Origin of the sequence: uncultured Pontibacter sp., from assembly GCF_947495565.1 — a bacterium.
GTDB lineage: Bacteria > Bacteroidota > Bacteroidia > Cytophagales > Hymenobacteraceae > Pontibacter.
In genome coordinates, this window is sequence record NZ_CANLZM010000001.1 from 398,053 (window position 1) to 422,070 (window position 24,018).

Below are 24,018 nucleotides of genomic sequence, written 5' to 3' on the forward strand. Positions count from 1 at the left end.
ATAAGAGAATATGTATGTTAGAGCATTCCATGTTTGAGCGGCTCCCGTTGCGGAGCCAGGCCGAGACTTTAGCTAAGGAGGGCACCCTACTTGCCCAACGCAAATTTAATAGCTGGACAGTAAAGCTTTATACTTTGAACAATACCTTTGTAGAGCTTTGGACGGGAGAGGAGGCGCAGGTAATCAGCACGTTCAAGACATCCGCCAGCGCTGTGGCTGTGCTGGAGCCATACTTGGGTGAGGTAGATGTGCGGGAGGTGCTGGGGCTGTAGGTAAAGTGCATTAGCTGCTTGTAACGGCAGCCGTTATCCTTGGCGCAATTCGAAAATACTACTCTGTTTTTGCGCTAGTATGAATTGGAAGCAATAGTAATTTCTGGTTACTACTCCATCAGGTGCAGCGGAAGATTTAGTTATATAACTCTAGGTCTATTATTGAGCAACGAGTAATAAGCGGGGGCTGGTCAGGATATAAAAATAAAACCCGCCTTCTTCAAGGCAGGTCTTATCGGAAATATAGGTTCCTTTACTCACATCCTAAAACTTCTCCGCTTCCTATCGGTGAACCAGGAGGCAAATCGAGTGCTTTGCTTGGCTGCACCTGCTCGGACACTGGCCGGTTGAGCCTTTCCAAAGCGAAGGTGAGGTGGGCGTGGTAAGCACCTTGTTTGTTGGTGCGCAGCCTTGTTTCTATGTAGTTCTTAAGATCGTTTAGCGTGGCAGTGGCAACGGCGCGGGCCTGGTAAGAGGCGTTTTCGTTGTGGGCCAATGCCATCAGGTGCGTAAGTATAACCTGCTCCGTCTGCAGTTGCACCTGCTCCTGCAGCCCTTTCTCGCGGCGGCTTTTCCAGGTGTTCTGAACCAGCTGCTCTATTACATCCTGCAAGCTGAGGCTGTTGCTACGGGCACCTAACTCCACTAAACGGGAGGCGCGCTCCGGGTGCAGCAGGAAAGAAAGAGAGAAGTCGGCAGAGGCTTCTGCGGCAGCCAGCGGATCGAAGGTGAGGCCGGTGCGTTTGGCAAAAAGCTCGCGGCTGTTGCGCAGGTTAGGCGCGCGTGGCGGTATAAGTTTGATGATGTGCTCCGGCACCGTCAGCACTTCCGGACTTAAGGTGGTCAGCATCGCATCCAGGGCTTTCTGCTGCTCGCGTTTGTCCAGCACTTCTGTTACCAGCTGCCCATCGCCACGAACGGCATAAGTATAATTTAAGCCGCCAATCAGTTTAGCCACAGCCTCGGTCTGGTAGCGGTGGTAGTTATAAATCGGCACCAGCACATCTTCTAACGTACTCATGGCAGCACCTGGCTTAATATTTTTCTCAGAGAAGTTCTGAAGCGCTTTCTCACGGATGCGCAGTACGTTCTGCAGTTCGTCGGTGGCGCTGGCGCCGTTATCCCATAAGTGGGCAACCGGATGCGCTCCTCCCGGAGAACGAGCGTCGCGGTCCGAGATAAACTGCAGGCCGTTTGCTCTGCCTTTAGCCAATATCTCGTTAAGTGCGCTTTTCTCGTTAGTGCCAGCCGGAAAATCCTGATAGCCGTAGGTAACAGCCATTTTATCCCAGTCTCCTATACTTGTGCCATAAGCTTTGGAAAGATCTATGTTGCCGGCGCGGTCCAGCTTTACCTGCGGGTGCGGGTAATCCATCACCGAGGCGTTGTTGTTGGCGGCGTAGTTGTGCATAATGCCCAGTGTGTGGCCGAGCTCGTGTGCCGACAGCTGCCGGATGCGTGCCAGCGCCATATCTATCATCGCTTTATTTACCGGTTTGCCATCTTCATAAGGCGCCAGCAAGCCTTCAGCAATCAGGTAATCCTGGCGAACGCGCAACGAGCCAAGCGATACGTGCCCTTTGATGATCTCGCCGGTGCGTGGATCGGTAACGGTAGCGCCGTAAGACCAGCCGCGTGTGCTGCGGTGCACCCACTGTATAATATTGTAGCGCACATCCATCGGGTCGGCACCATCAGGCAGTATTTCTACCCTGAAAGCGTCTTTATACCCAGCCGCCTCAAAAGCCTGGTTCCACCAGCGGGCTCCGTCCAGCAGGGCCGAACGGATAGGCTCTGGCGCTCCGTTATCCACGTAGTAGACAATAGGCTCCACAGCTTCGGATACTCTGGCAGACGGGTCTTTTTTCTGAAGGCGGTGGCGGGCAATAAAGCGCTTTTCAATATTCTGATCTACCGGTGTGGCATAGTCGAAGTAGGAGATGCCGAAGAAGCCGGCCCGCGGATCGGCCTCGCGCGGTTTATACTTGTTGTCGGGCAGTTGAATAAACGAGTGGTGCTGGCGCAGCGTCAGGGCCTGCACATCCGGAGCCACCTCACGCACAAAGCGGCCTGCGTCTTCGCCTCCGGTAAAGGTAAGCGTGGCTTCAAACTCGGTGTTCTGCGGAAAGTTTTTGGTGCGTGGCAAGTATAAAGCCGAACGGCTGGCGTCCAGTTTGTAGTTGCCCTGTTTGCTGCGTTTTATACTTCCGGTCACGTCATGGCCATCGCGGAGCAGGAAATCAGTCGCGTCTACCAGCACTTTCTCGCCGTCCTCAGCCTCAGCCTTAAAGCCCCAAAGTATAGATTTGGCGAAAGACTCCTCTACGGCACGAGCCTCATTTTTATTGCTTGTTTCGGCGCGATAATCCAGGTTAGGCTGCACGAGCATTACCTTCGGACCAATTTTCTCGAAGTATACCACACGCTGCCCGCCCAGCTGCCCCCGGTCCAGGCCGATGTCGTTGGAGCCAAGGCCTGCAGCAAGTGAGTTAACATAAAGGAACTCCTGGTTCAGCTTATCCACTTCCAGCCATATTTTGCCGGCGGCATCATCATAGTAAAAGTTAAAGTAGCCGGGGTATTTCTGCATGCCCGCTGTTTTGGAGGCGATGCCGGGGAGCTTCTGGGCTACGGCCATACTTGCCATTAGCAGCGGCAGCATCAGCAAAGCCCATAATGTTCTGGTAAAGGGTGAGATCATGATTGTTTAGGTTATATGATAGCTTGATGATGTAAGATAAGTATTTTGCGCATTCTTTGGCATCTCTAACCGCTGCTGATGCTCAGTTCCATACTTCAAGGAGCCGATTGAATTCGTGCTGATCTTCCGCGAAAATTGTTTTAGAAGTATGGCTGCCTAAAAGTACAGCCTCGTAACAAAGAGCCGCTGTGCGGGGTATAGCTTTCTGAACCATGCCTCTACAACTATGAGCACAAAATACTTTTTTGCCGCACTCGGACTAAGTTTTATACTTGCATCCTGCAGCGATAGCAGCTCGGAGTACGACCGCTATTACGAGCGTAGTTACCGCGACTCCGTAGCCACTGCAAAAGCCAACGAGCCTGCCCCAGCCCCAGCTAACCGAAAGGCTGTGGGTACTACCCGCACCTCCGCAGAAACAAAGCGCACAGAGCAGCCGGGAGCCATGCTGATTGCCGGGTCTGATTGTACGGCCTGCCATAATAACCAGCAGAAACTGGTAGGGCCAGCTTATGTGGATGTAGCCGAAAAGTATGAGGACAATGATAAAAACCGCCAATACCTGATTGGGAAAATAAAAGAAGGCGGGGCAGGAGTTTGGGGGCAGGTACCCATGCCGGCGCACCCAGACATCAGCAACGACGATGCCGGCAAAATGGTGGATTATATTTTATCCCTGAACAACTAAAAACAGGAGCTAACGATAAATGGCTTCTGTTTTACAAAGCCCACGCATAACAGCCGCAGCCATACCCGGCACCCAAAGCCGCCTGGGAGAGGGGCCGTGCTGGCATGCGCAGGAGCAGGTGCTGTATTGGGTGGATATTGAAGGCTGCGCCCTGCGGAAGTTTGACCCATCCACCGGCAAAGTACAAGTATACCCGATGCCGGAGCGTATCAGTGCTGTTGTGCCTACTGCTGAGGGAGAGTTGCTGGTGGCGCTGCAGAACGGTATCTGTAAGTATAAGCCAAGCACTGGCGAATTCAGGGAGCTTGCAAAGCCGCTGGAGGATGCGTCTATCCGCCTGAACGAGGGAAAGTGCGATCCTGCTGGCAGGCTGTGGGTGGGTACTATGGCCCTGGATGTGCGTCCGGGTGCGGCGGCGCTGTTTTGCATCAGCCCTGATTTGCAGGTAACGCAGGTGCTGCAAAACCTTACCATCTCCAACGGCCTCGCCTGGTCTGCCGGCGATCATACTTTATACTTCATCGATTCTCCCACGCATACCATTCAGGCTTTTGATTTTGATATGGCTACTGGGCAAATCAGCAAATCCAAAGATGTGGTGCGTGTGCCGGAGCAGGAGGGGATGCCGGACGGAATGACTATAGATGCCAACGGGAACCTTTGGGTAGTGCTGCACGGCGGCGGGGCGGTGGTTTGCTATAATCCGGGAAGTGGCCAGGAGTTGCAGCGTATCAAAGTGCCGATCCCAAACGTGACCTCCTGTACTTTTGGCGGAAATGATTTGGATACGCTCTACATCACCACCGCCCGGGAGTGGCTCACAGAAGAGCAGCTAGAGCAGTATCCGTTGAGCGGTTGCGTGTTTGAGGTGAAGCTGAATGTGAAGGGGCGTGAGGCAAATCTGTTTCGGAGCCAAGGTTTATAGCAGCAGCACGACTGCTGATGCATTTAAACTATTTTTTTGTTCCACGTAGTGTTGCTAAGTGTAGCGTTGAAGGCATTTATTAAAACGCTCTTTTAATGTATATCATCTCCTGCAAAAGGAACCTTAAACTAGTTCTTAATTTTATTCATCACCCTTAGAGGCTCCTCCATTTTCCGCAGCACCAGCGTCGTCATACTTCGTTCCTGTTCCACCAGTACCGTCTTTAGGGGCTCCAGCAGCTCGGCTCCCAAAGTATAAATCAGCTCCCGCAGCAGCGCTTCATCTGCCAGAAACCAAACCGGGCCATGCGGCATCTGGTATTTTCTTGGCCCCACCTGTTGCAGCTTGCCTTCCATACCTATGGTGGTGCTGAAGCGGCAGAACAGCATGCCTCCAGGTTTTAATACCCGCCACAACTCCTGCAACATGTTCCTGAAATGCGCCTCATCTCGAGCAAAATGCAGCACAGCGCTACACAGCACCACGTCAAACGCATTATCGGCATCAGGTAGATCCGCTAAGTCAGCCACCACAAAGTTTTTAGAAGCTAAAGTGGGAGCCACTTCTGCGGCCATTTTCCGCACTTCTGAAATAGCTGCCTCAGAGGCATCGGCACCATACACTTTCACGCCCGCCTGCATCAGGTAGTGCACATTCCGTCCGCCGCCGCAACCTGCATCCAGCAGCTTCATGCCTTTCTGAATCCGGCCCTTCAGCAGCTGGTCGAAGAGGTAAATATCTATGTTGCCGAATTGGCCAGGGAGCGAGGAAATAGGTAGGTGAAACATGAGCGCAGAAGTATAAGAGGTTATAGCAGGCAGGTTCTGTCACTTAAAATTAGCATGCTTTTGCTGTCTTTTTTAATTAAATTTTCAGATAATTGAACAAACCCAAACTGGAATCAGAACTATGAATACATCAGCAGCAACAGCATTATCGCCCAGAGCCGGCCTTACCGCCGAGCAGTTTATACAGAAATACGCCAACCATCCAACTTACATTCCGCCGCGCGGGCCGGAGCTTCATGCCAAAAACTGGCAAGCCGAAGCTGCCCTCCGCATGTTCCTCAATAACCTGACCGACGAAGTGGCCGAAGCCCCAGCTGATCTGGTTGTTTATGGTGGAACTGGCCAGGCGGCACGTACGCCGGAGGATGCCCGCAAAATAATAGAGGTGCTGCTGGAGCTGGAGGAGGATGAGAGTCTGCTGGTACAGTCGGGGAAGCCGGTGGGCAAGGTGCGTACCCACCCTGAAGCGCCGCGCGTGCTTATCGCCAACTCTAACCTGGTGCCGCATTGGGCCACCTGGGAGTATTTTAACGATCTGCGCAAGCGTGGCCTGATCATGTATGGCCAGATGACGGCTGGCAGCTGGATTTACATCGGCTCACAGGGCATTTTGCAGGGAACTTATGAAACCTTTGCTGCCTGCGGCGATAAATATTTTAACGGTGATCTGCGCCACAAGCTGCTCGTAACAGGCGGTTTAGGCGGCATGGGCGGCGCTCAGCCTTTGGCAGCCACCATGGCAGGCGCTACTTTTCTGGGCGTGGATGTAGACCCGGAGCGCATTAAAAAGCGCCTGGAAACCCGCTACATCGATAAAATGACGTTTGATTATGAGGAGGCGAAAACCTGGGTAATGGAAGCCAAGGAGCGAGGCGAGGCTATTTCGGTAGGCTTGGTTGGCGACATCGGCGACGTGCTGGAGCGCCTTATTGCAGACAACATCACTCCTGAAATCCTGACCGACCAAACCTCAGCCCATGACCCGCTGAACGGCTACGTGCCGAACGGCTTGAGCTTAAAAGAGGCCCTGGAGCTGCGCCAGCAGGACCCGGCAAAGTATAAAGAGCTGTCGCTGAAAAGTATGGCCCGCCATGTAGGCTTTATGTTGGAGTTGCAGCAGCGCGGCAGCAAGACTTTTGACTATGGCAATAACCTGCGCGAGTTCGCACAGCAGGGTGGTGAGCCGAATGCCTTCAACATACCGGGCTTTGTGCCGGAGTACATTCGTCCGCTGTTCTGCGAGGGCAAAGGTCCGTTCCGCTGGGCGGCACTGTCCGGCGACCCAGAGGATATTCGAGTGACGGATGAAGCCCTAAAGGAACTGTTTCCGGAGAATACGCACATGATCAATTGGCTGGAAGAGGCGCAGGAGAAAGTGGCGTTTCAGGGATTGCCATGCCGTATTTGCTGGCTGGGCATGGGGGAGCGCGAGAAAGCCGGATTGCTGTTTAACCAACTGGTGCGCGAGGGGAAGGTAAAAGCACCTATCGTGATTGGCCGCGACCACCTGGACTGCGGCTCCGTAGCCTCTCCGTACCGCGAAACTGAAGGTATGAAAGACGGCTCCGATGCCATCTCAGACTGGCCGCTGCTCAACCTGATGGCCAACACGGCTGGCGGCGCTACCTGGGTATCGTTTCACCACGGTGGCGGTGTGGGCATCGGTTACTCGCAGCATGCCGGTATGGTTATTCTTGCCGATGGCACCGACCGTGCCGAGCGCTGCTTACGCCGCGTGCTCCACAACGACCCAGCCATGGGTATCTTCCGCCACGCCGACGCCGGCTACGAAACGGCTCAGGAGAATGCAAAGGAGTTTGGGCTGGAGCTATAACTACACTCTTTGTCTGAATCAGGATTTATAGGATGTAAGGATGGACAGGATTGCAGTATCCGGTTCATCCACCTTGGCTCTCTACTGAAAAAAGGTCGAGATTTGATACTTGGCGAAGGAGGAGAGTTTGTAACTGCTTTGGCTAAGGTATTCGTTGCATAGCTGCTGGTATAGCGTAGATAGGTCGCGACCTGATCCTGCAATTCTGTTCATGTTTCTATCCTACTGCGGTGGCTATTGAAAATGATCCCAGTCCTTGGGTTGAGCGCCTTGTATTGATGCGGTGCCCGAAGGGCAGCCTACAGCGTAGCGATGGCAGCTTCAATACACAGCGCGATGCCCAAGGACGAGCCCTCCCGGGCTTGAGGGAGCCAAAGCAGGAAATGAAATGAGCCGCTTGTAGGTCTGAGGATTAACTCCAGCTAGCAAGTATAGTTAGGTTCAAGTTGAAAAAAGCAGCGGCTATGAAAGTATAAACAGGCATCAACCGAAGGAATGCAAATATAACCTGAAAGCAATAAACCACAGGTTGGGCAGTAGCCAAAAGCCACTACCACAAGTATAAAGTAATCGGAGATCAATAAATCAAAAACTATGAATACTACTAACGCAACCCACACTTTAATCGGTCCCTTCAGCCAAATACTGCCCATGACGAACCTGCCCGAGGCTGGCGCCATACAAGATGAGCAGCTGCAGGTTGTAGAGCGCGCGGGTGTGCTGGTGCAGGACGGTAAGGTGCTGAAAACAGGCAGCTATGATAAATTGCACCGCGAGGCGCTGGATAATAAGTATAAACTGGAGCTGATAGAGGAGCCGATGGTGCTGCTGCCAGGACTTATTGACGCCCATACCCATATCTGCTTTGCCGGTAGCCGCGCCAACGATTATGCCCTGCGTGTGGCCGGAAAATCATACCTGGAGATAGCGCGTAGTGGCGGCGGTATACTGGACAGTGTGCGCAAAACCCGTGAAGCAACGCTGGTAGAGCTGGTTGATTTTATGAAAAAGCGCTGCGACCGCCACTTAGAAGAAGGCATTACCACCTGCGAGGTAAAGAGTGGATACGGCCTGACGGTGGAGGAGGAGTTGAAGATGCTGGAGGTGATAAATCTCGTAAACAAGCATCATACAATGGAGCTTATCCCGACCTGTCTAGCTGCGCACATGCTGCCGCCTGAGCATACTGATGCCCGTTTATACTTACAGGAAGTGCTAACAGAACTTTTGCCGCAGGTGCAGGAGCAAGGTTTGGCGAACAGGGTAGACATCTTTGTGGAAGAGACCGCTTTTAAAGAAGCAGAAGCGCTGGAATACCTGTTAGCCGCCAAAGAAATGGGTTTTGATGTAACCGTGCACGCTGACCAGTTTAGCACGAGCGGCAGCAAGGTGGCAGCAGAGGCTGGAGCTATTAGCGCCGACCATTTAGAGGCAAGCGGTGACCAGGAAATAGCACTCTTGCATGAAGCCGGCGTAGTAGCAACTGTATTGCCGGGTGCTTCGCTGGGCCTTGGCATGCATTACGCGCCTGCCCGTAAGATGCTGGATGGAGGTCTTTGCCTCGCCATCGCAACCGATTGGAACCCCGGCTCCGCACCTATGGGCGATCTTTTGCTGCAAGCTTCCTTACTTGGTGCCGCCGAAAAACTAACCACCGCCGAAACGCTGGCTGCCATCACCACCCGCGCCGCCCGCGCCCTCAACCTTACCGACCGTGGCGAACTAGCCAAAGGCAAGCTAGCTGACATGATCGCCTTCCCGACAGACAATTTTAAAGAGATTTTATACTTCCAAGGCAAGCTGAAGCCGACCAAAGTATGGAAAGGTGGGAAATCAGTCAAAACAGTTTAAGTCAAGCTACTCATGTATAAACCTGCTACAAAAGCAGCCTGGAAAGGGCGTTTGGATAAACAGGACGGCGAGTTGGGGCTGCGCTGGCACCAGGCGTTGCAATTCTTAGACCTGAGCGTAGATTTTCCGGATGTGAAACCAGGGAAAACAGCCTTTGCTTTTCTTGGCTTCTGCTGCGACGAAGGCGTTCGCCGTAACCAGGGCAGAACAGGTGCAGCGGCCGGCCCGGGAGCATTGCGCGGGGCGATGGCCTCCTTCGCGCACCACCTGCCGGAGCAGACAGAGCTTTACGATGCCGGCGATGTTATCTGCACCCCTGGTAACCTGGAGGAGGCGCAGGAGAGGCTGGGCGAAAAAGCGGCTTTGCTGCTACAGAAAGGCTACAGGCCGCTGGTGCTTGGCGGCGGACATGAAACGGCCTTTGGTCATTTTCTGGGCTTAGAAAAAGAGGTTCAAAAAGCTCTGTTTGGTATACTTAACTTCGATGCCCACTTTGACCTGCGCAGCTATGCGCAGCAAGCTAGCTCTGGCACACCCTTCCTCCAGATAGCCGATAGGCTTCAGGCTGTCGGTAGTGCCTTTAAGTATAAAGTGCTGGGCTTGCAGGAGTACGGAAACACCAGAATTCTTTTTAAAACCGCCGATGAACTGGGTGTGGAATATACTTTTGCTGCAGATGTACAGACACACCAACTAGAGCAACTGAAGCAGGGGCTGCAGATGTTTTTAAGTGAGGTAGATAAAGTATACGTTACTGTAGATTTAGACGTATTTGCCGCTGCTTATGCTCCGGGAGTGAGCGCGGTTAATGCCATGGGGCTGCAGCCTGAGGTTGTAATAGAACTGTTAAAATGCGTAGCAAGCAGCGGCAAACTGCTAAGTATAGATATCACAGAACTAAACCCATCCCTCGATATGGATAACAGAACTGCCAAATTAGGAGCAGCCATACTTTATGAGGTAGTGCGGGAGTGGCAAAAAGTATAAACAACAAGGCCTCAGGTTTTTCCTGAGGCCTTGTTGTTATCTTCCTACTTTAAACTTTGTCCAATAGGTGGTGTCGCTGGTTCTGACCTCTACCAGGTAAGTGTCAGGTTTGAGTTTGCCGAGTTGGTAACGCCAGGCATTGCGTTTTGTCTCTACGTTTACAGGCTTCTGATACACCAGTTTACCGGCAGAATCCTTCACCTGAAGCAGGGCATTTTCATTTAGTTGCTGCGAGAAATCAAGCTGGAATGTGCCTTTTTTTGTTGGGGTCATGTAGATACCAGAAAGCGTTTCTCTATTTCCTTCAGGTTGATCAGCACTTACCAGAATATGCTCTTTTTGCTGATGCGGCAGCGGAGTAGTTTGTGCGGTAGATGTGGTTGGGGAAAGTGTGATCAGGGGCAGGCCAAGGGCCAGCGCTAAGGCATATGTTTGCTTCATATTCATCTGCTTGCTGCTTAAAATTTAAGGTATGCTACAGCTGTTGCATTTTTGGTGCCAAACTGCTTCAGCAATTTTTGCGGAGGCTGTTTTTCTCCGTGTCAAAGCAATAGGGGCAGCTGCCGTTTATCTCCATACCTCCGAGCCAGCGCTTTTTAGGTGTAAATGCAGCAAAGCCCTCCAACACCCGTTCCCCAAAAAAACTGAGCGACAAAGGTTCTTTCGATTTTACCAGGTCAGGTTGCAGGCAGGCCAGAATCTGCTGCAGCTGCACATCAGCAAAACCATAGCCGGGGTCTTGTTGCCAAAACTGCTGCATCACCTCTTTTATACTTGAAGCGCCGGACTGAATAATTTGTAGCAGCATTTGTTCCGGCTGGCTCAGGCCGTAGGTGCAGCTCGGGAAGCGGAGAAGGTGCAGCTGTAAGGCGTGCTCCAGGTGCGGAAAGACAATAGCTATTTGCTGCAGGTGCAGTTGCAGATCGAGAGGGTGCGGGCTGGCGTACAGTTGCCAAAGCGATGCAGCCTGCTGCAGTTCCTCCTCACCTAGCTGCTGCCTCTCATCAAACAGGTTTTGTAGCTCCTGCGGCTGCATGTTGCCAATGTTTTGACCTTTCCCTGGCGTGCATACTGTTAGCAAAGATGGCTTATTACGCTGCAGGCGCTGCAGCAAGTAAAGCAGGTTAATCTGGCACATAAGGTCCGCATCAAACCAGAGCACTACTTCAAAGAAGGCTTCTATTCCCTCCAGCTTTTGCACTTCGTCCAGCACCTTCTCTTTATACTTATTACTGGGCTCACAGTAGGCGTCCGTAATAAACTCCTGGCGTTTCTGCCAGAATTCAGGCTCAGGTAAAGTATAAAACACTGGCCCTTCCGAAAGCACCTCACGCCACACCAGCACCTGCCCGGGCAGGTTCGCGGCAGCAAAGGCAGGCAAGGAGGCGTCGCCGTTGATGATATGTAGTGTGGCTAGTTTTTTCATCAGCATAAAATAAAAAAGTACCTAAAATGAGAAGGCAACTAACACGTAACGGTGCAGCTGCCTTGCCTCAAACATTATAACGGTATAATTATCTAACGCAATTATCTCTCTCTTAGTCTATATGCTACTACTCTATTATCCTTAAAAGTAGGGACGAGCAGCAGGCCGGGCTGGGCGGCATAGTGAATGTCTGCGGTGTTCATGTTCTGATCAGTAGTGTTGAGCAGGCTCCATTTGCGGTTACGCTCATCTATATGGAATATCTCTCCGTTCCAGCTGGAGGCCAAGTAGCTGCCATCGCCTACGGCATCTATACCGTCTGCTGCCTTCACACCGTCTATCCACTCCGAAAATCTTTTTGTCTCGGGGTCCAGCAGCATCACCTCGCCGCTACCTGAAAAAGCAACCAGCATGCGGTTGCCCCGGATGGAAATGCCGTTGGGCCTGCTGGCTTTTGTCTTGTCAATCCAAGGGCTTATGCGGCCGTTTCTTAACACATAAATGCGGTCTTCTTCTGTATCAGTAACATAGATGTTGCCGTTGTCGTCTGCTGCCACGCCGTTAAGCATGCGGGCTCTGTCTGCCTTGTAGCGCCCTAGCACGCCACCTGATTGAGTGGAGATGGCCACTACTTCATCCATATCAGCTACGTAAAGCACGTTGTTATGCAGTGCCAGGCCGTGCGGGTTGTTCAGGCCGGATACCCAGTAAAGCTCCTGCACCTCGCCTGTAGGGCTAAGCTTGGAGATAAAGCCGTCGCCGTCTTTACTTGTTTTGGTGTTGTTGTTTATGTTGCTTACGTAAATCACATTGCGCTGTGGGTCATACAGGGCAGATTCCGGTGTTTTGAATGTGTTGTCGGATGCCCAGGCTTGCTCTAACTCAACAGGAGCACGTGATGATATGCGTCCGCTGCTGCAGCTGCCGAGGGTAAGTATAAACAACATGGCACACGCACCTGTAAGTATATTGCTTTTCATATTTACTTGATTTGGTTTATACTTTGTACGGGTATGTGCCTCTGTCGTTTTCTGGCTGGCTTTTACTCGGTGTGGAGGCCCAGCTTCTGCAGGGTGCGCTGCCGCGATACTTTACCGGTGGCAGTTTCTGAAAAAGCGCGGCTATAGTATACTTCTTTCGGCATCTCAAACTTTTTAAGCAGGGGGCGGAGGCGCTCAAACAGCTGCTGCTCTTCCTGCTCGCCAAGTTTTTCTCCCTCTAGTATAAGTACCACTTTATCGCCGAGCACTTCGTCGGACTGCGGTGCTATAAAAAAGCGGGGGGAGTTGGCATTATCTGCAAATGCTTCGGCGATGGCTAGTTCTACCGTTTCTATCTGAACCTTTACGCCACCGGTGTTGATGGTATGGTCGGCGCGGCCAATCCAGCGGAAACGGGTAGGGGTAAGCAGCTCGACAATGTCGTTGGTAACCAGCAGTTCGTTGTTCGTCACATCACCTTTTATGGTCAGGCAGCCGCGCTTATCCAAACCTACCTCTATATCATCCAGCACATTGTAATAGTCTGCCGCATCAGGGCCGTTGAGTCGGCGCAGGGCAATATGCGAGGCGGTTTCGGTCATGCCGTAAGTATGGAAAATGGGTGCCTGAATACGGAGCAACTCCCGCTGCTGTGTTGGTGTAACCGGGGCACCGCCTACCAAAATCCCTTTCATCTGGTTTAGCTGCTCCAGCCGCTCCGGGCTTTCCTGAAGTATGGTATGCAGCTGCATCGGCACAAAAGCGCCAAAGGCGATATTCTCATCCGGGCTAATCAATGTAAGCGGGTTGCTGATCGGCTCCACAATAATCATCTGCAGGCCGGCTATAAAACCGCGTATCAGCATCATCATACCGGCAACATACTCTGTGTTCAGGCAGACAAATGTGCAGTCGTTGGGTTTAAGGTTGAGAAGTTTAATGGTGCGCCTGGCGCTTGCCTCCAGCTGTTTGCGGGTAAGGCTGATGATTTTAGGAGCTCCAGTGGAACCGGAAGTCTGGATCGGAAACTCCTGAACCCCGTTAAGCCAGTTGCGGCAAAATTCCAGGGTTTTGCTTTCATATCCGTTCAGCGGGATACTGTTGCGGAAAGAGTAAGATGCGATTTCGTCGTAATAGAACTTCTTGCCATTCAGGCTTAGGTACTTGTCTGTCATGTAGCTATAATCATAAATCCTGTTCTGGCTTGCGGAGCCGGAACAGGATGATACCCCATCAGGTTAAACTATACACGTACGTGCTGATGCAAAAATGGGGTAAAGCCTTGTTAAAACAAACAATGCGGAAAAGCTTTTAGAGGGCTCGGCATCAGAAAATGTTGTTTTCCGAACCTGCAGCTCTTAATACAGCCAGTCTTTATCGGGCTTACGAATAAGCCGATCTACAGAGTAGCGTCCTGAACCAAAAATCAGGAAGAAAACAAGTAACAGCAATACAATGATGGATGACCAGAGCTCGGTGTTTTCTGAGTAGAAACCCCGGTCAGGATTGATGAAGAAAACGGCTCCGATAAGAATTGGCAGTTGGAACAAAATGGCCACCCGCGTAAGCAGACCAAGCGCAATAAGCAGCCCGCCCACCAGGTGCACAAAAGCTACGTAGTGCGCCAAACCCATAGAAACCCACGGAAACTGACTTTTGTTCATGATGCTAAATAACGCTTGTGTATCCTGGATGAACATAAAGCCCTTTACCATCAGGAAAACACCCAATCCAACCCTGAGTATATCGAGCCACGCCGGGTGGTGTGTGTCCGCCCAGCGCTCAACGCGGTGCATGTCGTGTGAAAGGTTCATGGCTTTAGAGTTTAAAATAAAACAAATTGACTCTCAGTATATTAAACGAGTTTTAGGGCAAACCGGATAATTTTAAGTGCAAATTATATTTTTACCTTTTGCACTAGCTGAGTCAAGTTTAAAGCAATGATCCTGAAACTGTGCTATTTCAGCTGTCGCAGCACCTTGTTGTCTACTGAGTAGCGGCCAGGGCCAACCACCATAAAAAAGAGCAACAGCCCCAGCACCACCACCGATAGCCACAGTTCTGTATTGCCCAGGTGCAGGCCGCGCTGCGGGTTTACGATCAGCATGGCTCCCATCAACACTGGAATTTGCAGCAAAATGGCAAAGCGTGTCAGCAGGCCGACCGTAATCATCAGGCCACCAGTAATATGCACCGCACTGGTAAACAAAGAGGCTTTCTCAACGCTGATAAATTCCTGGCTCTGGCTGAAAATGTAAAAAACATCGGTGTTGTGCTCCAAAAAGAGTATGCCCTTAGTGAAGAGAAACAAGCCTAACAGAATTCGGAGGCTATCCATCCAGACGGGGTTGCTGGCACTGGTGCGAGGTGCAGCATGGTTAATTTCTCGCGTGTAGTTCATGGCGCAGAAGGTTTAGTGAAACATGCTTCTATTTATATATACGCCTTGATCGCTTTATAAGGTGAGAATAAGGTTTTTAATTGAAGTTTTTATACTTGCCAGGGATGGATAGCAATGAAACATTTATACTTTATCCAGCGCTGAAGTATAAACTATAGATAACTATAGATTATGTATAGTACCAAAAGTATAGCGTAATTATTCGCTTTCTACGCACGCGGAATTATCCTCGCAAATAAGTTAAAGTATATAGCCGCGAAAAGCTGGTTTCTACAAAAGCTTTAGATTACGAACGGCTTTTCGATAAGACTCAAACGCCTGGGCATTGGTTGTGCTGTCGGTGAAAATTTCCAGAATGCCAGCTCCTGCCTCTGCCTTAAAAAAGTCACTGAGCGCCTGCTCCAGCTCACTTAAAGTATAAACCGGGGTGTATTGCATCTTAAAATCACGTGCCGTGTTCTCCGCGTTCAGTGCCTGGTGCGTTTCAAAGTATGGCTCAAGCTCGGGCTGCTGTTTGGGTCCGTCAATCAACCTGAAAATACCGCCGGCGTGGTTGTTTAGCAGTACGATGCGCAGGTTTTGGGGCAGGTAATTGTGCCATAATCCGTTGCGGTCATAGAAAAAGGCAAGGTCTCCGGTGATAAGCGTTGTGATGCCCGGGCTGGTGAGGGCGCAGCCAACAGCGGTGCTGGTGCTGCCGTCTATGCCGCTGGTGCCCCGGTTAGCATACACGTGCACTTGTTGCCCAGGCGACAACCCTACTATATTGGCATAGCGTACCGACATAGAGTTTGCTAAGTGCAAGTTGCTGTGCTGGGGCAGCTGCTGAAGTACACGGGCTACAATTGGCAGCTCACTGTAGTTTGCTTGTGCTGTGTAATGTTTCAGAAAAGCGTCGGCTGCTTTGTTCGCTCCTGCCCAGGCTGCAGCAAAAGTACCAGCTGATTTTACACTTCCGGCCATGGCTGCAAAAAAGCTATGAGGCGAGCAGCGTATAATCTTCGTAAGCGACTGAAACGTGTCTGCCACTTGGCCTGCTGGCTGTAGGTGCCACTGCGCGGCAGCTTTATACTTGCGCAGGTATAGTTTCAGTGATTTAGAGATGATAGACTTGCCAAAAGTAATGAGCAGGTCGGGCTGAAGCGCTGCCAGAAGCTCCTGATTAGGGTTGGCAAAAATCACATCCTGATGGCGCACTGCACTCGGCAAATGATGTGTGTTGCTGATGATGTCGCCTACTATTACAGCGCCAGTAGTATCGGCAAATGCCTGAATGGCTTGCAGCAATGCCTCGTCCTTTTGATCGTGCCTGGCCAGCACCAGCACCTTTCTATACTTCAGGATTTCCTCTTGCAACTTTAGAGCCTGCGCGGCGCTCAACATAAACGCAGGCTGTTCTTCCTCAATAATCTTAACCTGGTTGTTATAGGTCAACTCCTCTTGCTGGCCAGGGTAAAAAGGCTCCCGTAGCGGAACATTTATATGAACCGGACCGGCAGGGAATTCCGCCGCTTCGTTCAGCGCCTCAGACACCATCCGCTCACTGTGCCACACGGCATCCGGGTGAGTAAAATCAACGGGGAAAGTATAGCTTTGCTTGATGTGCTGCCCGAATACGTTGTGTTGGCGAATGGTTTGCCCGTCCAGCTGATCAATCCACTCTGGGGGTCTATCGGCGGTAAGTATGAGCAAGGGCACCTGCTGAAAATATGCTTCGGCCACGGCAGGGGCGTAGTTTAACGCAGCTGTGCCAGAGGTGCACACCAGCACGGTTGGTTTACCTGTTGTCTGGGCAATACCAAGCGCGATAAACGCAGCCGCGCGTTCATCGCTAATTGTGCGCACCGTAAAATTGGCGTGGCGGGCAAAGGCGATCGTCAGGGGCGCGCAGCGTGAGCCCGGCGACAGCACCGCATGCTCCACACCTTTCTGGGCGCAAATCTCAGCTATATTAACAACAGGTTGGATGATCATATTTTCTTGATGAACTGCTTAATTGATAGACTGTTTAGTGGCGCTGCGGCTAAGCTAGCTTTTGAGAAGTTACAGGGAACGTGTTTCACCAATATCTTTTTAGAGCATAATAACTTAGCTGAGCAACAAGTTAACCTTATGGCAATTCAGCACTTAATAACTCAGTCAAAATTAACAAGTATCTGCCGCATCGTCTGCATTTTATGCTGTGTTTCCTGCCACTCTTTTTGCGGATCGGAAGCTTCTGTTATGCCAGCACCGGCGTAAAGTATAGCTTCATGCTTTTGCAGCTGCATACAGCGTAAATTAACATATAGATGCGAGCCGCTGGAGCTGTTTACCGGGCCCAGGTAGCCGCTGTAGTAGCTGCGATTATAGCCTTCGTGGGCAATTATAAACGCCAGCGCCGGCTCCTTTGGCAAACCGCAAACCGCAGAGGTAGGGTGCAGCAGCTCCAGCATATCGGTTCCGAGTGTTGGGAAGTGCACTTCTTTTAGGTTGACTTTAAAATCGGTGCGCAGGTGCATCAGGTTACCGGCCACCACGGTTTTAGGGCCTACTTCCGTATAATCGCGGAGGCGCAATTTTTTAAAGCAGCTCAGGATGTACCGCTCCACCATTGCCTGTTCCTCAATTTCCTTCTGTCGCCAGATAGCGTCTGCCACGTTTGCGACAGCCGTTTGGGTACCGGCCAGCGCCATGGTATGAAATATCTGCTGCTCGTTTATGCTTACCAGTATCTCCGGCGAAGCGCCCATCCAGGTGCCTGCGCCCGGCACCGACACCAGCGATACGAAAGCCCTCGGGTAAGCGGCAGCCATTTTCATAAAAGCAGAAACAGGTGAGAAGCCATCCGGCAGCGGCTCCCGCCTGTTGCGCGACAGCACCACTTTTTCCATCTGCTCGGCCTGTATACTTTCTACCGCTTTGCGTATGGCTATGGTAAACCCTTCCTCTGTCTGGTAAGTATGATTTTGTGCGCTAGGCGAGGTGTGCCAGTCCGGCTGCTGCTGTTGCCCATCCAGCAAAGTATAAAACGCCTGTAGCTGTTGCGGCGGCGCATCGGGAGCGGGAGTCAGGGTTTCACCGTCAAAGTATACATCACCTTTGATAAAGATATTCTGCTCTTGCCCGGATACCTGAAAAGGGCAGAAGAAGAACCCAAAAGGACTAGTCTCCAGTTGCGGCTGCCCGGTTGTGTAATGCTCCCGCAACTGCACGCAGGCATGCATGCTATCGGTATTGGGCAGGCGCCACACAGCTACTGCCATATTTCCGGCAATGGCCGCCCTGAAAATGTCTGATAAAGTATACACGCGGGTTGCTGTACCCATTAGGTCTTCTCCTGAGGCCGAAATAGCCTCTTTTTACTTTTTGTCAATAACGGCTACTGTCATGCGGCTGATGCAGATCATGTCGCCGGCTTCGTTCGTGATTTTAGTTTCCCACACCTGCGTGCTTCGGCCCACATGTATGGGAGTGGCTTTGCCATACACCCAGCCGGAGCTGATGCCGCGCATGTGGTTGGCATTAATCTCTAAACCGACGCAGGCTTTTTTTGTTAAGTCAACCTGCAGGGCTGCGCCCATACTTGCCAAAGACTCGGCCAGCACAACCGAGGCGCCACCGTGTAGCAGTCCCATCGGCTGGTGCGTGCGCTGGTCTACCGGCATTCTGCCGCACAGGTAATTCTTGCCAACCTCTGTTATCTCAATGCCCAGGTGCTCGATCATGGTATTTTTACACCACTGTTTTACCTGCTCCACCGTATCATTATTTTTATCCATCGCCGCAATGCCTAAATTCGCACTGATTTATGTAAGAAGGCAAAAGTAGAAGAATTTTGAGTATTAAGAAAGTATACCTGATCCGCCACGGGCAAACAGACTATAACCTGCAGAGCATTGTGCAGGGCAGCGGCGTGGATTCTGTGCTGAACGCGGAAGGGCAGCGGCAGGCGGCGTTGTTTTTCGAGAAGTATAAAGATGTTAAATTCGACAAGGTTTATACTTCCACGCTGCAGCGCAGCATACAGTCCGTGCAGCAGTTCATTGATTTAGGCATACCGCACGAAAAGCACTCCGGTTTAAACGAGATAAACTGGGGCACCCGCGAAGGAACCCGCATCACTCCAGAAGAAGATGCCTATTACCATGGAATATTGCAGACCTGGTGCGATGGCAATACCGGCATTTGCATAGAAGGCGGCGAGAGCCCGGAACTTGTTTACGAGCGGCAGAAACCTTTTGTAGACCTTATGCTAAGCCGGCCAGAGGAGGAAACCATACTGGTGTGTATGCACGGCAGAGCCATGCGTATTATGCTTTGCCACCTGCTGCGTTACCCTTTACGCTGTATGGATGAGTTCCGGCACCAGAACCTCTGCCTCTACCAGTTAGACTTTACGGGCAGCATGTTTTCCGTTAGAAAATACTGCGATGTGGCGCACCTGCAGCCATCTGTTGAAGGTATAACGCAGAAGTAATTGCCCAATGCTTTAGAAATTAAGCATGTTTGATTAACTTGCTTCTCAGTACTATGTACAGGCTTGAGGTTGGCCACTTATACTTAATATTAGGTGATCCTATCTTTTGTGTGCCAACATAGTTTGAATAAAATATTTTTAAATCTAATTTTGGGCGGATAATACAGACCTTTTGGGCGAACAAACAACACGAAATTTATGGCTGAAGTTATAAGAATGCCCAAGATGAGCGACACGATGACAGAGGGGGTGATTGCATCTTGGTTGAAAAAAGAAGGCGACAAAGTGAGCTCCGGCGACATACTGGCCGAAGTGGAAACTGACAAGGCTACCATGGAGCTAGAGTCGTATGAAGACGGTACACTGCTGCACATCGGTCCTAAAAAGGGCGATTCTGTACCTGTAGATGCTGTTATCGCTATCATCGGTAAAGAGGGCGAGGATATCTCCGGGCTTCTGAGCGAGGTGAAAGACGGTGGCGCACCAGCTTCCAAATCTGAACAGAAAGAGGAGAAGCCAGAGCCGAAGAAAGAAGAAACCAAGCCTGCTGTAGCCAAAGAAGAGGCTCCCGCTAAAACCGCTGTTGACACAAGCAACATCAAGGCTTCTGTAATCCGCATGCCAAAAATGAGCGACACCATGACAGAAGGCGTACTGGTGAGCTGGCAGAAAAAAGAAGGCGACAAAGTTAAGTCCGGCGATATTCTGGCTGAGGTGGAAACCGATAAGGCTACCATGGAGCTGGAGTCTTATGAAGACGGCACCTTGCTTTACCTGGGCGTAAAAGAAGGCGACTCTGTTGCCGTTGATGCCATTATCGCTATCATAGGTGAGGAAGGCGCTGATTATAAATCGCTTTTAGGAGCAGCCTCATCAGACACGCAGGAGCGTCAGGAAAATGCAAAGACTGATGAAGCAATTGAGGCAGGAGTAGATGCTACTACCTCTGAGAAAGTGCAGGATACTAAAGTAACCGATACTGCTGAAGAGGAAGCTGCTGCTATTTCTGAGAATGGCCGCATCAAGGCCTCTCCGTTGGCGAAGCGAGTTGCTAAAGAGAAAGGCTTTAAGCTGTCCCAAATAAAAGGCACCGGTGAAGGTGGCCGTATTGTGCTGCGCGACGTTGAGAATTTCACTCCGTCTGCCGCACCGCAAAAAGCTACTGCGCCACAGGCCGCCGCACCTCAGGCTGCTGCCATACCTGGCGCACCAGCCGAGGCTTACGAAGAAGTGAGCGTATCGCAGATGCGCAAGGTGATTGCCCGCCGCCTGGCCGAGAGCAAGTTCACGGCGCCGCACTTCTACCTGACCATGGAAATTGATATGGACAAAGCCATCGAGGCGCGCGCCAGCATCAACGAAGTGTCTCCGGTGAAGGTATCGTTTAACGACCTTGTGATCAAAGCTGCAGCTGCTGCCCTACGTCAGCACCCGGCGGTTAACTCATCCTGGTTAGGAGACAAGATCCGTTACAACAAGCACATCAACATTGGTGTAGCCGTAGCGGTAGAAGAAGGTCTGCTGGTACCGGTTGTTCGCAACGCTGATTTTAAATCTTTATCTGCCATTTCTGCGGAGGTAAAAGACTTGGGTGGCAAAGCGAAAACCAAGAAGCTGCAGCCGTCTGATTGGGAAGGAAACACCTTTACCATCTCCAACCTGGGCATGTTCGGCATCGAAGAATTCACGGCTATCATCAACCCACCAGATGCCTGCATTATGGCAGTGGGCGGTATTAAGCAGATTCCGGTTGTGAAGAACGGTAACATCCAGATCGGAAACGTTATGAAGGTAACGCTTTCCTGCGACCACCGCGTAGTGGATGGTGCTGTAGGCTCAGCTTTCCTGCAAACATTCAAAAACCTGCTGGAGAATCCGGTGAGAATACTGGTTTAAGTAGCAGCAAGTATAAAGCAAAAGAGGTCCCTCCGGAAACGGAGGGACCTCTTTTGCTTTTAAAAATTTTTAAAGAACTGGGAGTTTCTCTACTGCGAGTTTTCAGCTCGTGGTGATGCATGTGCTAAGCTCCCAGCATACGTGACTCCAATTTGTACTTTCATACTTTAGCACATCGTGTTGTATACAGAAAGCTCACAACACGATGTGCTTTATTACTGTTTCACCAGCTTCTCCGCCCTGAACAGATCATCCGCTGCCTGTAAAATCTTTGCTTTTAGCTTTGGATTATAGTTTGGGTTGGCGGCCAAAAAGTTGCGTACCACTTCAGCCGCCGCTGTTGTCTGGTAAAAGCCAAAGGTGGCGCGAAGCCAGTTGTAAGGAAAGAAGATGTCGCCGGTACGTTGTATCTCCTCCAGCAGCTCCAGGCTCTGCGGCAGGTACTTCTCTGATGTTTCAGCACGCAGCGGGTGGTGCAGGTAGCCTAACGCAGAAGCTACCCAAGATTCTTTTTCACGGTTTTCTGCCGCTTTCAGAGAGGCAAAAAACGCATCCCGCACTTGCACCTCTGGCGATAAAGCCGGCATCATAAATTCCAGCCTCTTTTTCCTGTCCGGGTTCTGAATACGAGCTAACTGCTGCTCCAGTATATTTTCAGCCGGGTAGTTGCGTACAGCCAGGGCAAGCGCCAGCGAAGTGTAATCATCTTCATTTAGCTTTATGCCCGTGGGCGGCTGCTGCTTTTGCCAAATCTGGTACAGCCTTTCCTGTGCCTGCTGGGTGAGGGCTATACTTTGATAGGTTTTAAAAAGCAGTTTTTTAACGTTAGATGCCTGCTGCTGCGCAAGCGCATGCCAAACATTCTGCTCCAGTTGTGCCGTATGCTGCTGGCGCTGTGCCGGAGTGAGCAGCCCCCAATAAATGTCGCTCAGTTGGCCAGTCAGCAGCTTTATATTCAGCTCTTCCTGCTCCTGGAGTAGTCCCTTCTGGTAAAAATCAAGCAGCTGCGAGGGTGTAAGGCTGCGGCCGTTCAGCATGTTTTCGTAAAGATTGATGTAGGCGGAGGCACGCTGCACCGGGTCCTGCAACGTATACAGCCGCTGCAGCATCGCCTCATCAACCGGGAATACGCCGTAGCCCTGCCCCGTGGAGTTGAAAAGTATAAACAGTGGTGCTTCTTTGCCAGCGGCGGCTTCTACTATAATTTCTTTGTTGGTCATGTCCACGGTCAGTTCTTCGAGGCGGTCCGGGTATACCAGTGCTATCTCGAAAAACTGTGGCCATACTCTGTCGGAGCCATCTTCGCCTTTCTGCGACACGCGCAGTTGCGCTATTTTGCCGTTGCTGGTTTTTAGCTCGTGTGTAAAAACCGGGCGGCCTGGTTCATTTACCCATACCTGGTTCCACTGCTGCAGATCGGTGGTGGTGCGGGCATCCAGAATTTTAATCAGGTCAGGCCAGGTGGCATTATGGTAGGCGTAGGTTTTCAGGTACTCCTGCAGCCCTTTGCGTAATTCTTCCTCACCCATCAAACGTTCCAGCTGCCGCATCATGATTGGTGCTTTGTGGTAGATGATGCCTCCGTAAAGTGAGCCAGCGTCCTGCAGGTTATCCAGCGGTTGCCGGATGGGGTTGGCTCCGGAGGTGCGGTCTATACCGTAAGCAGCCGGGAAGTGATCTACCAGAAACTTCATGTCATAGTTGGTGTTCTCCAGCGCCACCTGCGTTACTTTGTCGGCCATAAAGTTGGCGAACACCTCTTTCATCCACACATCGTCAAACCACTGCATGGTTACCAGGTCGCCAAACCACATGTGCGCTGTTTCGTGGGCGATGAGGTTGGAGCGAGCTATTTTCTCATCCTTTGTAGCGCCTTCGTCTAAAAACAGGGTAGAGGCTTTGTACTGAATCGCCCCTACGTGCTCCATGCCGCCGTACTGGAAATCCGGAATCGCCACAAAATCAAACTTCTGGAATGGGTACGGAATCTGTGTGTAATCCTCCAGAAAAACCAGTGCATCGCTGTGGATCTGGAAGATCGGGTCCATACTTTCGCGGATCTTGCTTTGGTCGGTTTCCCGGTGGTAGAAGTGCATGGCGGTGCCCCGCATGTCGCGCTGCACGTGCTTGAACTTGCCAGCCGCAAAAGAGAATAGGTAAGTCGGGATGGTATCCGAAGCAGCGAAAGTATAGCTTTTACTAGTGCCGGAGCGCGTGGAATCTACCAATGTGCCATTTGCCAAGGCGTTCCAGTCTGCTGGCATGGTTAAGTTGAGCTTGAACGTGGCCTTAAGGTTAGGCTGATCAAACACGGGCAGCACCGTGCGGGCGCGGTCGGGCACCAGCAACGTGTAAAGGTAATCCTGGTTGCGGTTCAGGGATAAATCACCGGCTATAAAATCTATCTTCACCACGTTCTCGCCGAGCTTCAGATGGCTGGCCGGAAGTATAATATGCTCATTCTCCAGCTTCGCCTCCAGTTGCTGTCCGTTCAGCCATACCTGCTTCAGGTGGTCAGGGTTCTCTTTAAAGTCGAGCTGCAGGGGTTTGCTGTTGTCGGAAAGGCGGAAGGTAATGGTCTCGCTGCCGGGGATAGGTTGCTGCCGCTCTGCGGGAATATCCAGGCTAATATCGTAAGCAATGTGGCTGAGCACTTGCTTGCGGAAGTCGGCCAGCTCTTTGGATACGCCGGTTTCTACAGGTATGGGCTCAGATACGGTTTTGGTGCCACTGCAGGAAGCCATGCTGCCGGCGCTGAACAAAGCTATACCTGCTATCAGTAGGTTTCTGTTTCTCTTTTTCATACTTTT

Annotated in this window: 21 protein-coding genes; 8 read left to right on the forward strand and 13 right to left on the reverse strand. The window is 51.3% G+C overall.

Going from position 1 to position 24,018, the window contains the following annotated elements; translation table 11 throughout:
• Window positions 1-14: 14 nt before the first annotated feature.
• A complete protein-coding gene (locus tag Q1B04_RS01680) occupies window positions 15-272 on the forward strand; it encodes a hypothetical protein (protein WP_299754741.1) in 258 nt (85 codons plus the stop codon).
• Window positions 273-525: 253 nt separating this feature from the next.
• Here Q1B04_RS01680 and Q1B04_RS01685 read toward each other — a convergent pair whose 3' ends face one another.
• Window positions 526-2,973 (reverse strand): zinc-dependent metalloprotease, encoded by a 2,448-nt coding sequence (locus tag Q1B04_RS01685; RefSeq protein WP_299754744.1) that lies wholly within the window; start codon window positions 2,971-2,973, stop codon window positions 526-528.
• A 226-nt stretch (window positions 2,974-3,199) separates the two neighbouring features.
• On the opposite strand from Q1B04_RS01685, the gene Q1B04_RS01690 reads away from it, so the two are divergent.
• Together Q1B04_RS01690 and Q1B04_RS01695 are read left to right on the forward strand one after the other, a co-directional pair.
• Window positions 3,200-3,661, forward strand: coding sequence for a c-type cytochrome (locus Q1B04_RS01690; protein WP_299754747.1), 462 nt, complete (start codon window positions 3,200-3,202; stop codon window positions 3,659-3,661).
• Window positions 3,662-3,680: 19 nt separating this feature from the next.
• Entirely contained in the window at window positions 3,681-4,586 is a 906-nt protein-coding gene (locus tag Q1B04_RS01695; protein ID WP_299754749.1) for an SMP-30/gluconolactonase/LRE family protein, read from the forward strand.
• A gap of 128 nt (window positions 4,587-4,714) precedes the next feature.
• Here Q1B04_RS01695 and Q1B04_RS01700 read toward each other — a convergent pair whose 3' ends face one another.
• Window positions 4,715-5,374 (reverse strand): class I SAM-dependent methyltransferase, encoded by a 660-nt coding sequence (locus Q1B04_RS01700; RefSeq protein WP_299754752.1) that lies wholly within the window; start codon window positions 5,372-5,374, stop codon window positions 4,715-4,717.
• A 121-nt stretch (window positions 5,375-5,495) separates the two neighbouring features.
• Between Q1B04_RS01700 and hutU the strand changes: the two genes are divergently transcribed.
• Window positions 5,496-7,208 carry a urocanate hydratase gene (hutU, locus tag Q1B04_RS01705; RefSeq protein WP_299754755.1) on the forward strand — a complete coding sequence of 571 codons (1,713 nt, stop codon included), beginning with the start codon at window positions 5,496-5,498 and terminating at the stop codon, window positions 7,206-7,208.
• Window positions 7,209-7,289: 81 nt separating this feature from the next.
• Here hutU and Q1B04_RS01710 read toward each other — a convergent pair whose 3' ends face one another.
• The gene (locus Q1B04_RS01710) at window positions 7,290-7,421 is read right to left on the reverse strand and encodes a hypothetical protein (protein ID WP_299754757.1); all 132 of its coding nucleotides are present in this window, start codon (window positions 7,419-7,421) and stop codon (window positions 7,290-7,292) included.
• 381 nt (window positions 7,422-7,802) lie between these two features.
• Here Q1B04_RS01710 and hutI point away from each other — a divergent pair, with 381 nt between their 5' ends.
• The gene (hutI, locus tag Q1B04_RS01715) at window positions 7,803-9,059 is read left to right on the forward strand and encodes an imidazolonepropionase (RefSeq protein WP_299754759.1); all 1,257 of its coding nucleotides are present in this window, start codon (window positions 7,803-7,805) and stop codon (window positions 9,057-9,059) included.
• Window positions 9,060-9,071: 12 nt separating this feature from the next.
• Complete coding sequence (hutG, locus tag Q1B04_RS01720; RefSeq protein ID WP_299754761.1) at window positions 9,072-10,046, forward strand: formimidoylglutamase; 975 nt, start codon at window positions 9,072-9,074, stop codon at window positions 10,044-10,046.
• Between the two features lie 36 nt (window positions 10,047-10,082).
• Here the strand turns inward: hutG and Q1B04_RS01725 are convergent, their stop codons facing one another.
• The 9 genes from Q1B04_RS01725 to Q1B04_RS01765 form a co-directional block, all read right to left on the reverse strand.
• Window positions 10,083-10,487, reverse strand: a complete 405-nt coding sequence (locus Q1B04_RS01725; RefSeq protein WP_299754764.1) for a T9SS type A sorting domain-containing protein — start codon at window positions 10,485-10,487, stop codon at window positions 10,083-10,085.
• A 67-nt stretch (window positions 10,488-10,554) separates the two neighbouring features.
• A complete protein-coding gene (locus tag Q1B04_RS01730; RefSeq protein WP_299754766.1) occupies window positions 10,555-11,472 on the reverse strand; it encodes a DUF1835 domain-containing protein in 918 nt (305 codons plus the stop codon).
• 101 nt (window positions 11,473-11,573) lie between these two features.
• A complete protein-coding gene (locus Q1B04_RS01735) occupies window positions 11,574-12,452 on the reverse strand; it encodes a gluconolaconase (RefSeq protein ID WP_299754769.1) in 879 nt (292 codons plus the stop codon).
• Between the two features lie 62 nt (window positions 12,453-12,514).
• Window positions 12,515-13,627, reverse strand: a complete 1,113-nt coding sequence (locus Q1B04_RS01740) for an AMP-binding protein (RefSeq protein WP_299754771.1) — start codon at window positions 13,625-13,627, stop codon at window positions 12,515-12,517.
• Between the two features lie 183 nt (window positions 13,628-13,810).
• Complete coding sequence (locus Q1B04_RS01745) at window positions 13,811-14,266, reverse strand: DoxX family membrane protein (protein WP_299754774.1); 456 nt, start codon at window positions 14,264-14,266, stop codon at window positions 13,811-13,813.
• A gap of 143 nt (window positions 14,267-14,409) precedes the next feature.
• Window positions 14,410-14,853: a DoxX family protein gene (locus Q1B04_RS01750; protein WP_299754777.1), complete on the reverse strand. Its 444-nt coding sequence runs from the start codon at window positions 14,851-14,853 to the stop codon at window positions 14,410-14,412.
• Window positions 14,854-15,123: 270 nt separating this feature from the next.
• Window positions 15,124-16,827 (reverse strand): 2-succinyl-5-enolpyruvyl-6-hydroxy-3-cyclohexene-1-carboxylic-acid synthase, encoded by a 1,704-nt coding sequence (gene menD / locus Q1B04_RS01755; RefSeq protein WP_299754779.1) that lies wholly within the window; start codon window positions 16,825-16,827, stop codon window positions 15,124-15,126.
• A gap of 161 nt (window positions 16,828-16,988) precedes the next feature.
• Window positions 16,989-18,161 carry an isochorismate synthase gene (locus Q1B04_RS01760; protein WP_299754781.1) on the reverse strand — a complete coding sequence of 391 codons (1,173 nt, stop codon included), beginning with the start codon at window positions 18,159-18,161 and terminating at the stop codon, window positions 16,989-16,991.
• A 33-nt stretch (window positions 18,162-18,194) separates the two neighbouring features.
• Window positions 18,195-18,614: a hotdog fold thioesterase gene (locus tag Q1B04_RS01765; RefSeq protein ID WP_299754783.1), complete on the reverse strand. Its 420-nt coding sequence runs from the start codon at window positions 18,612-18,614 to the stop codon at window positions 18,195-18,197.
• Between the two features lie 56 nt (window positions 18,615-18,670).
• On the opposite strand from Q1B04_RS01765, the gene Q1B04_RS01770 reads away from it, so the two are divergent.
• Window positions 18,671-19,312, forward strand: a complete 642-nt coding sequence (locus Q1B04_RS01770) for a histidine phosphatase family protein (RefSeq protein ID WP_299754785.1) — start codon at window positions 18,671-18,673, stop codon at window positions 19,310-19,312.
• 198 nt (window positions 19,313-19,510) lie between these two features.
• Window positions 19,511-21,208: a pyruvate dehydrogenase complex dihydrolipoamide acetyltransferase gene (locus tag Q1B04_RS01775; RefSeq protein ID WP_299754787.1), complete on the forward strand. Its 1,698-nt coding sequence runs from the start codon at window positions 19,511-19,513 to the stop codon at window positions 21,206-21,208.
• Between the two features lie 215 nt (window positions 21,209-21,423).
• On the opposite strand, the gene Q1B04_RS01780 is transcribed toward Q1B04_RS01775, so the two are convergent.
• Window positions 21,424-23,952 carry a M1 family aminopeptidase gene (locus Q1B04_RS01780; RefSeq protein WP_299754980.1) on the reverse strand — a complete coding sequence of 843 codons (2,529 nt, stop codon included), beginning with the start codon at window positions 23,950-23,952 and terminating at the stop codon, window positions 21,424-21,426.
• Window positions 23,953-24,018: the final 66 nt, after the last annotated feature.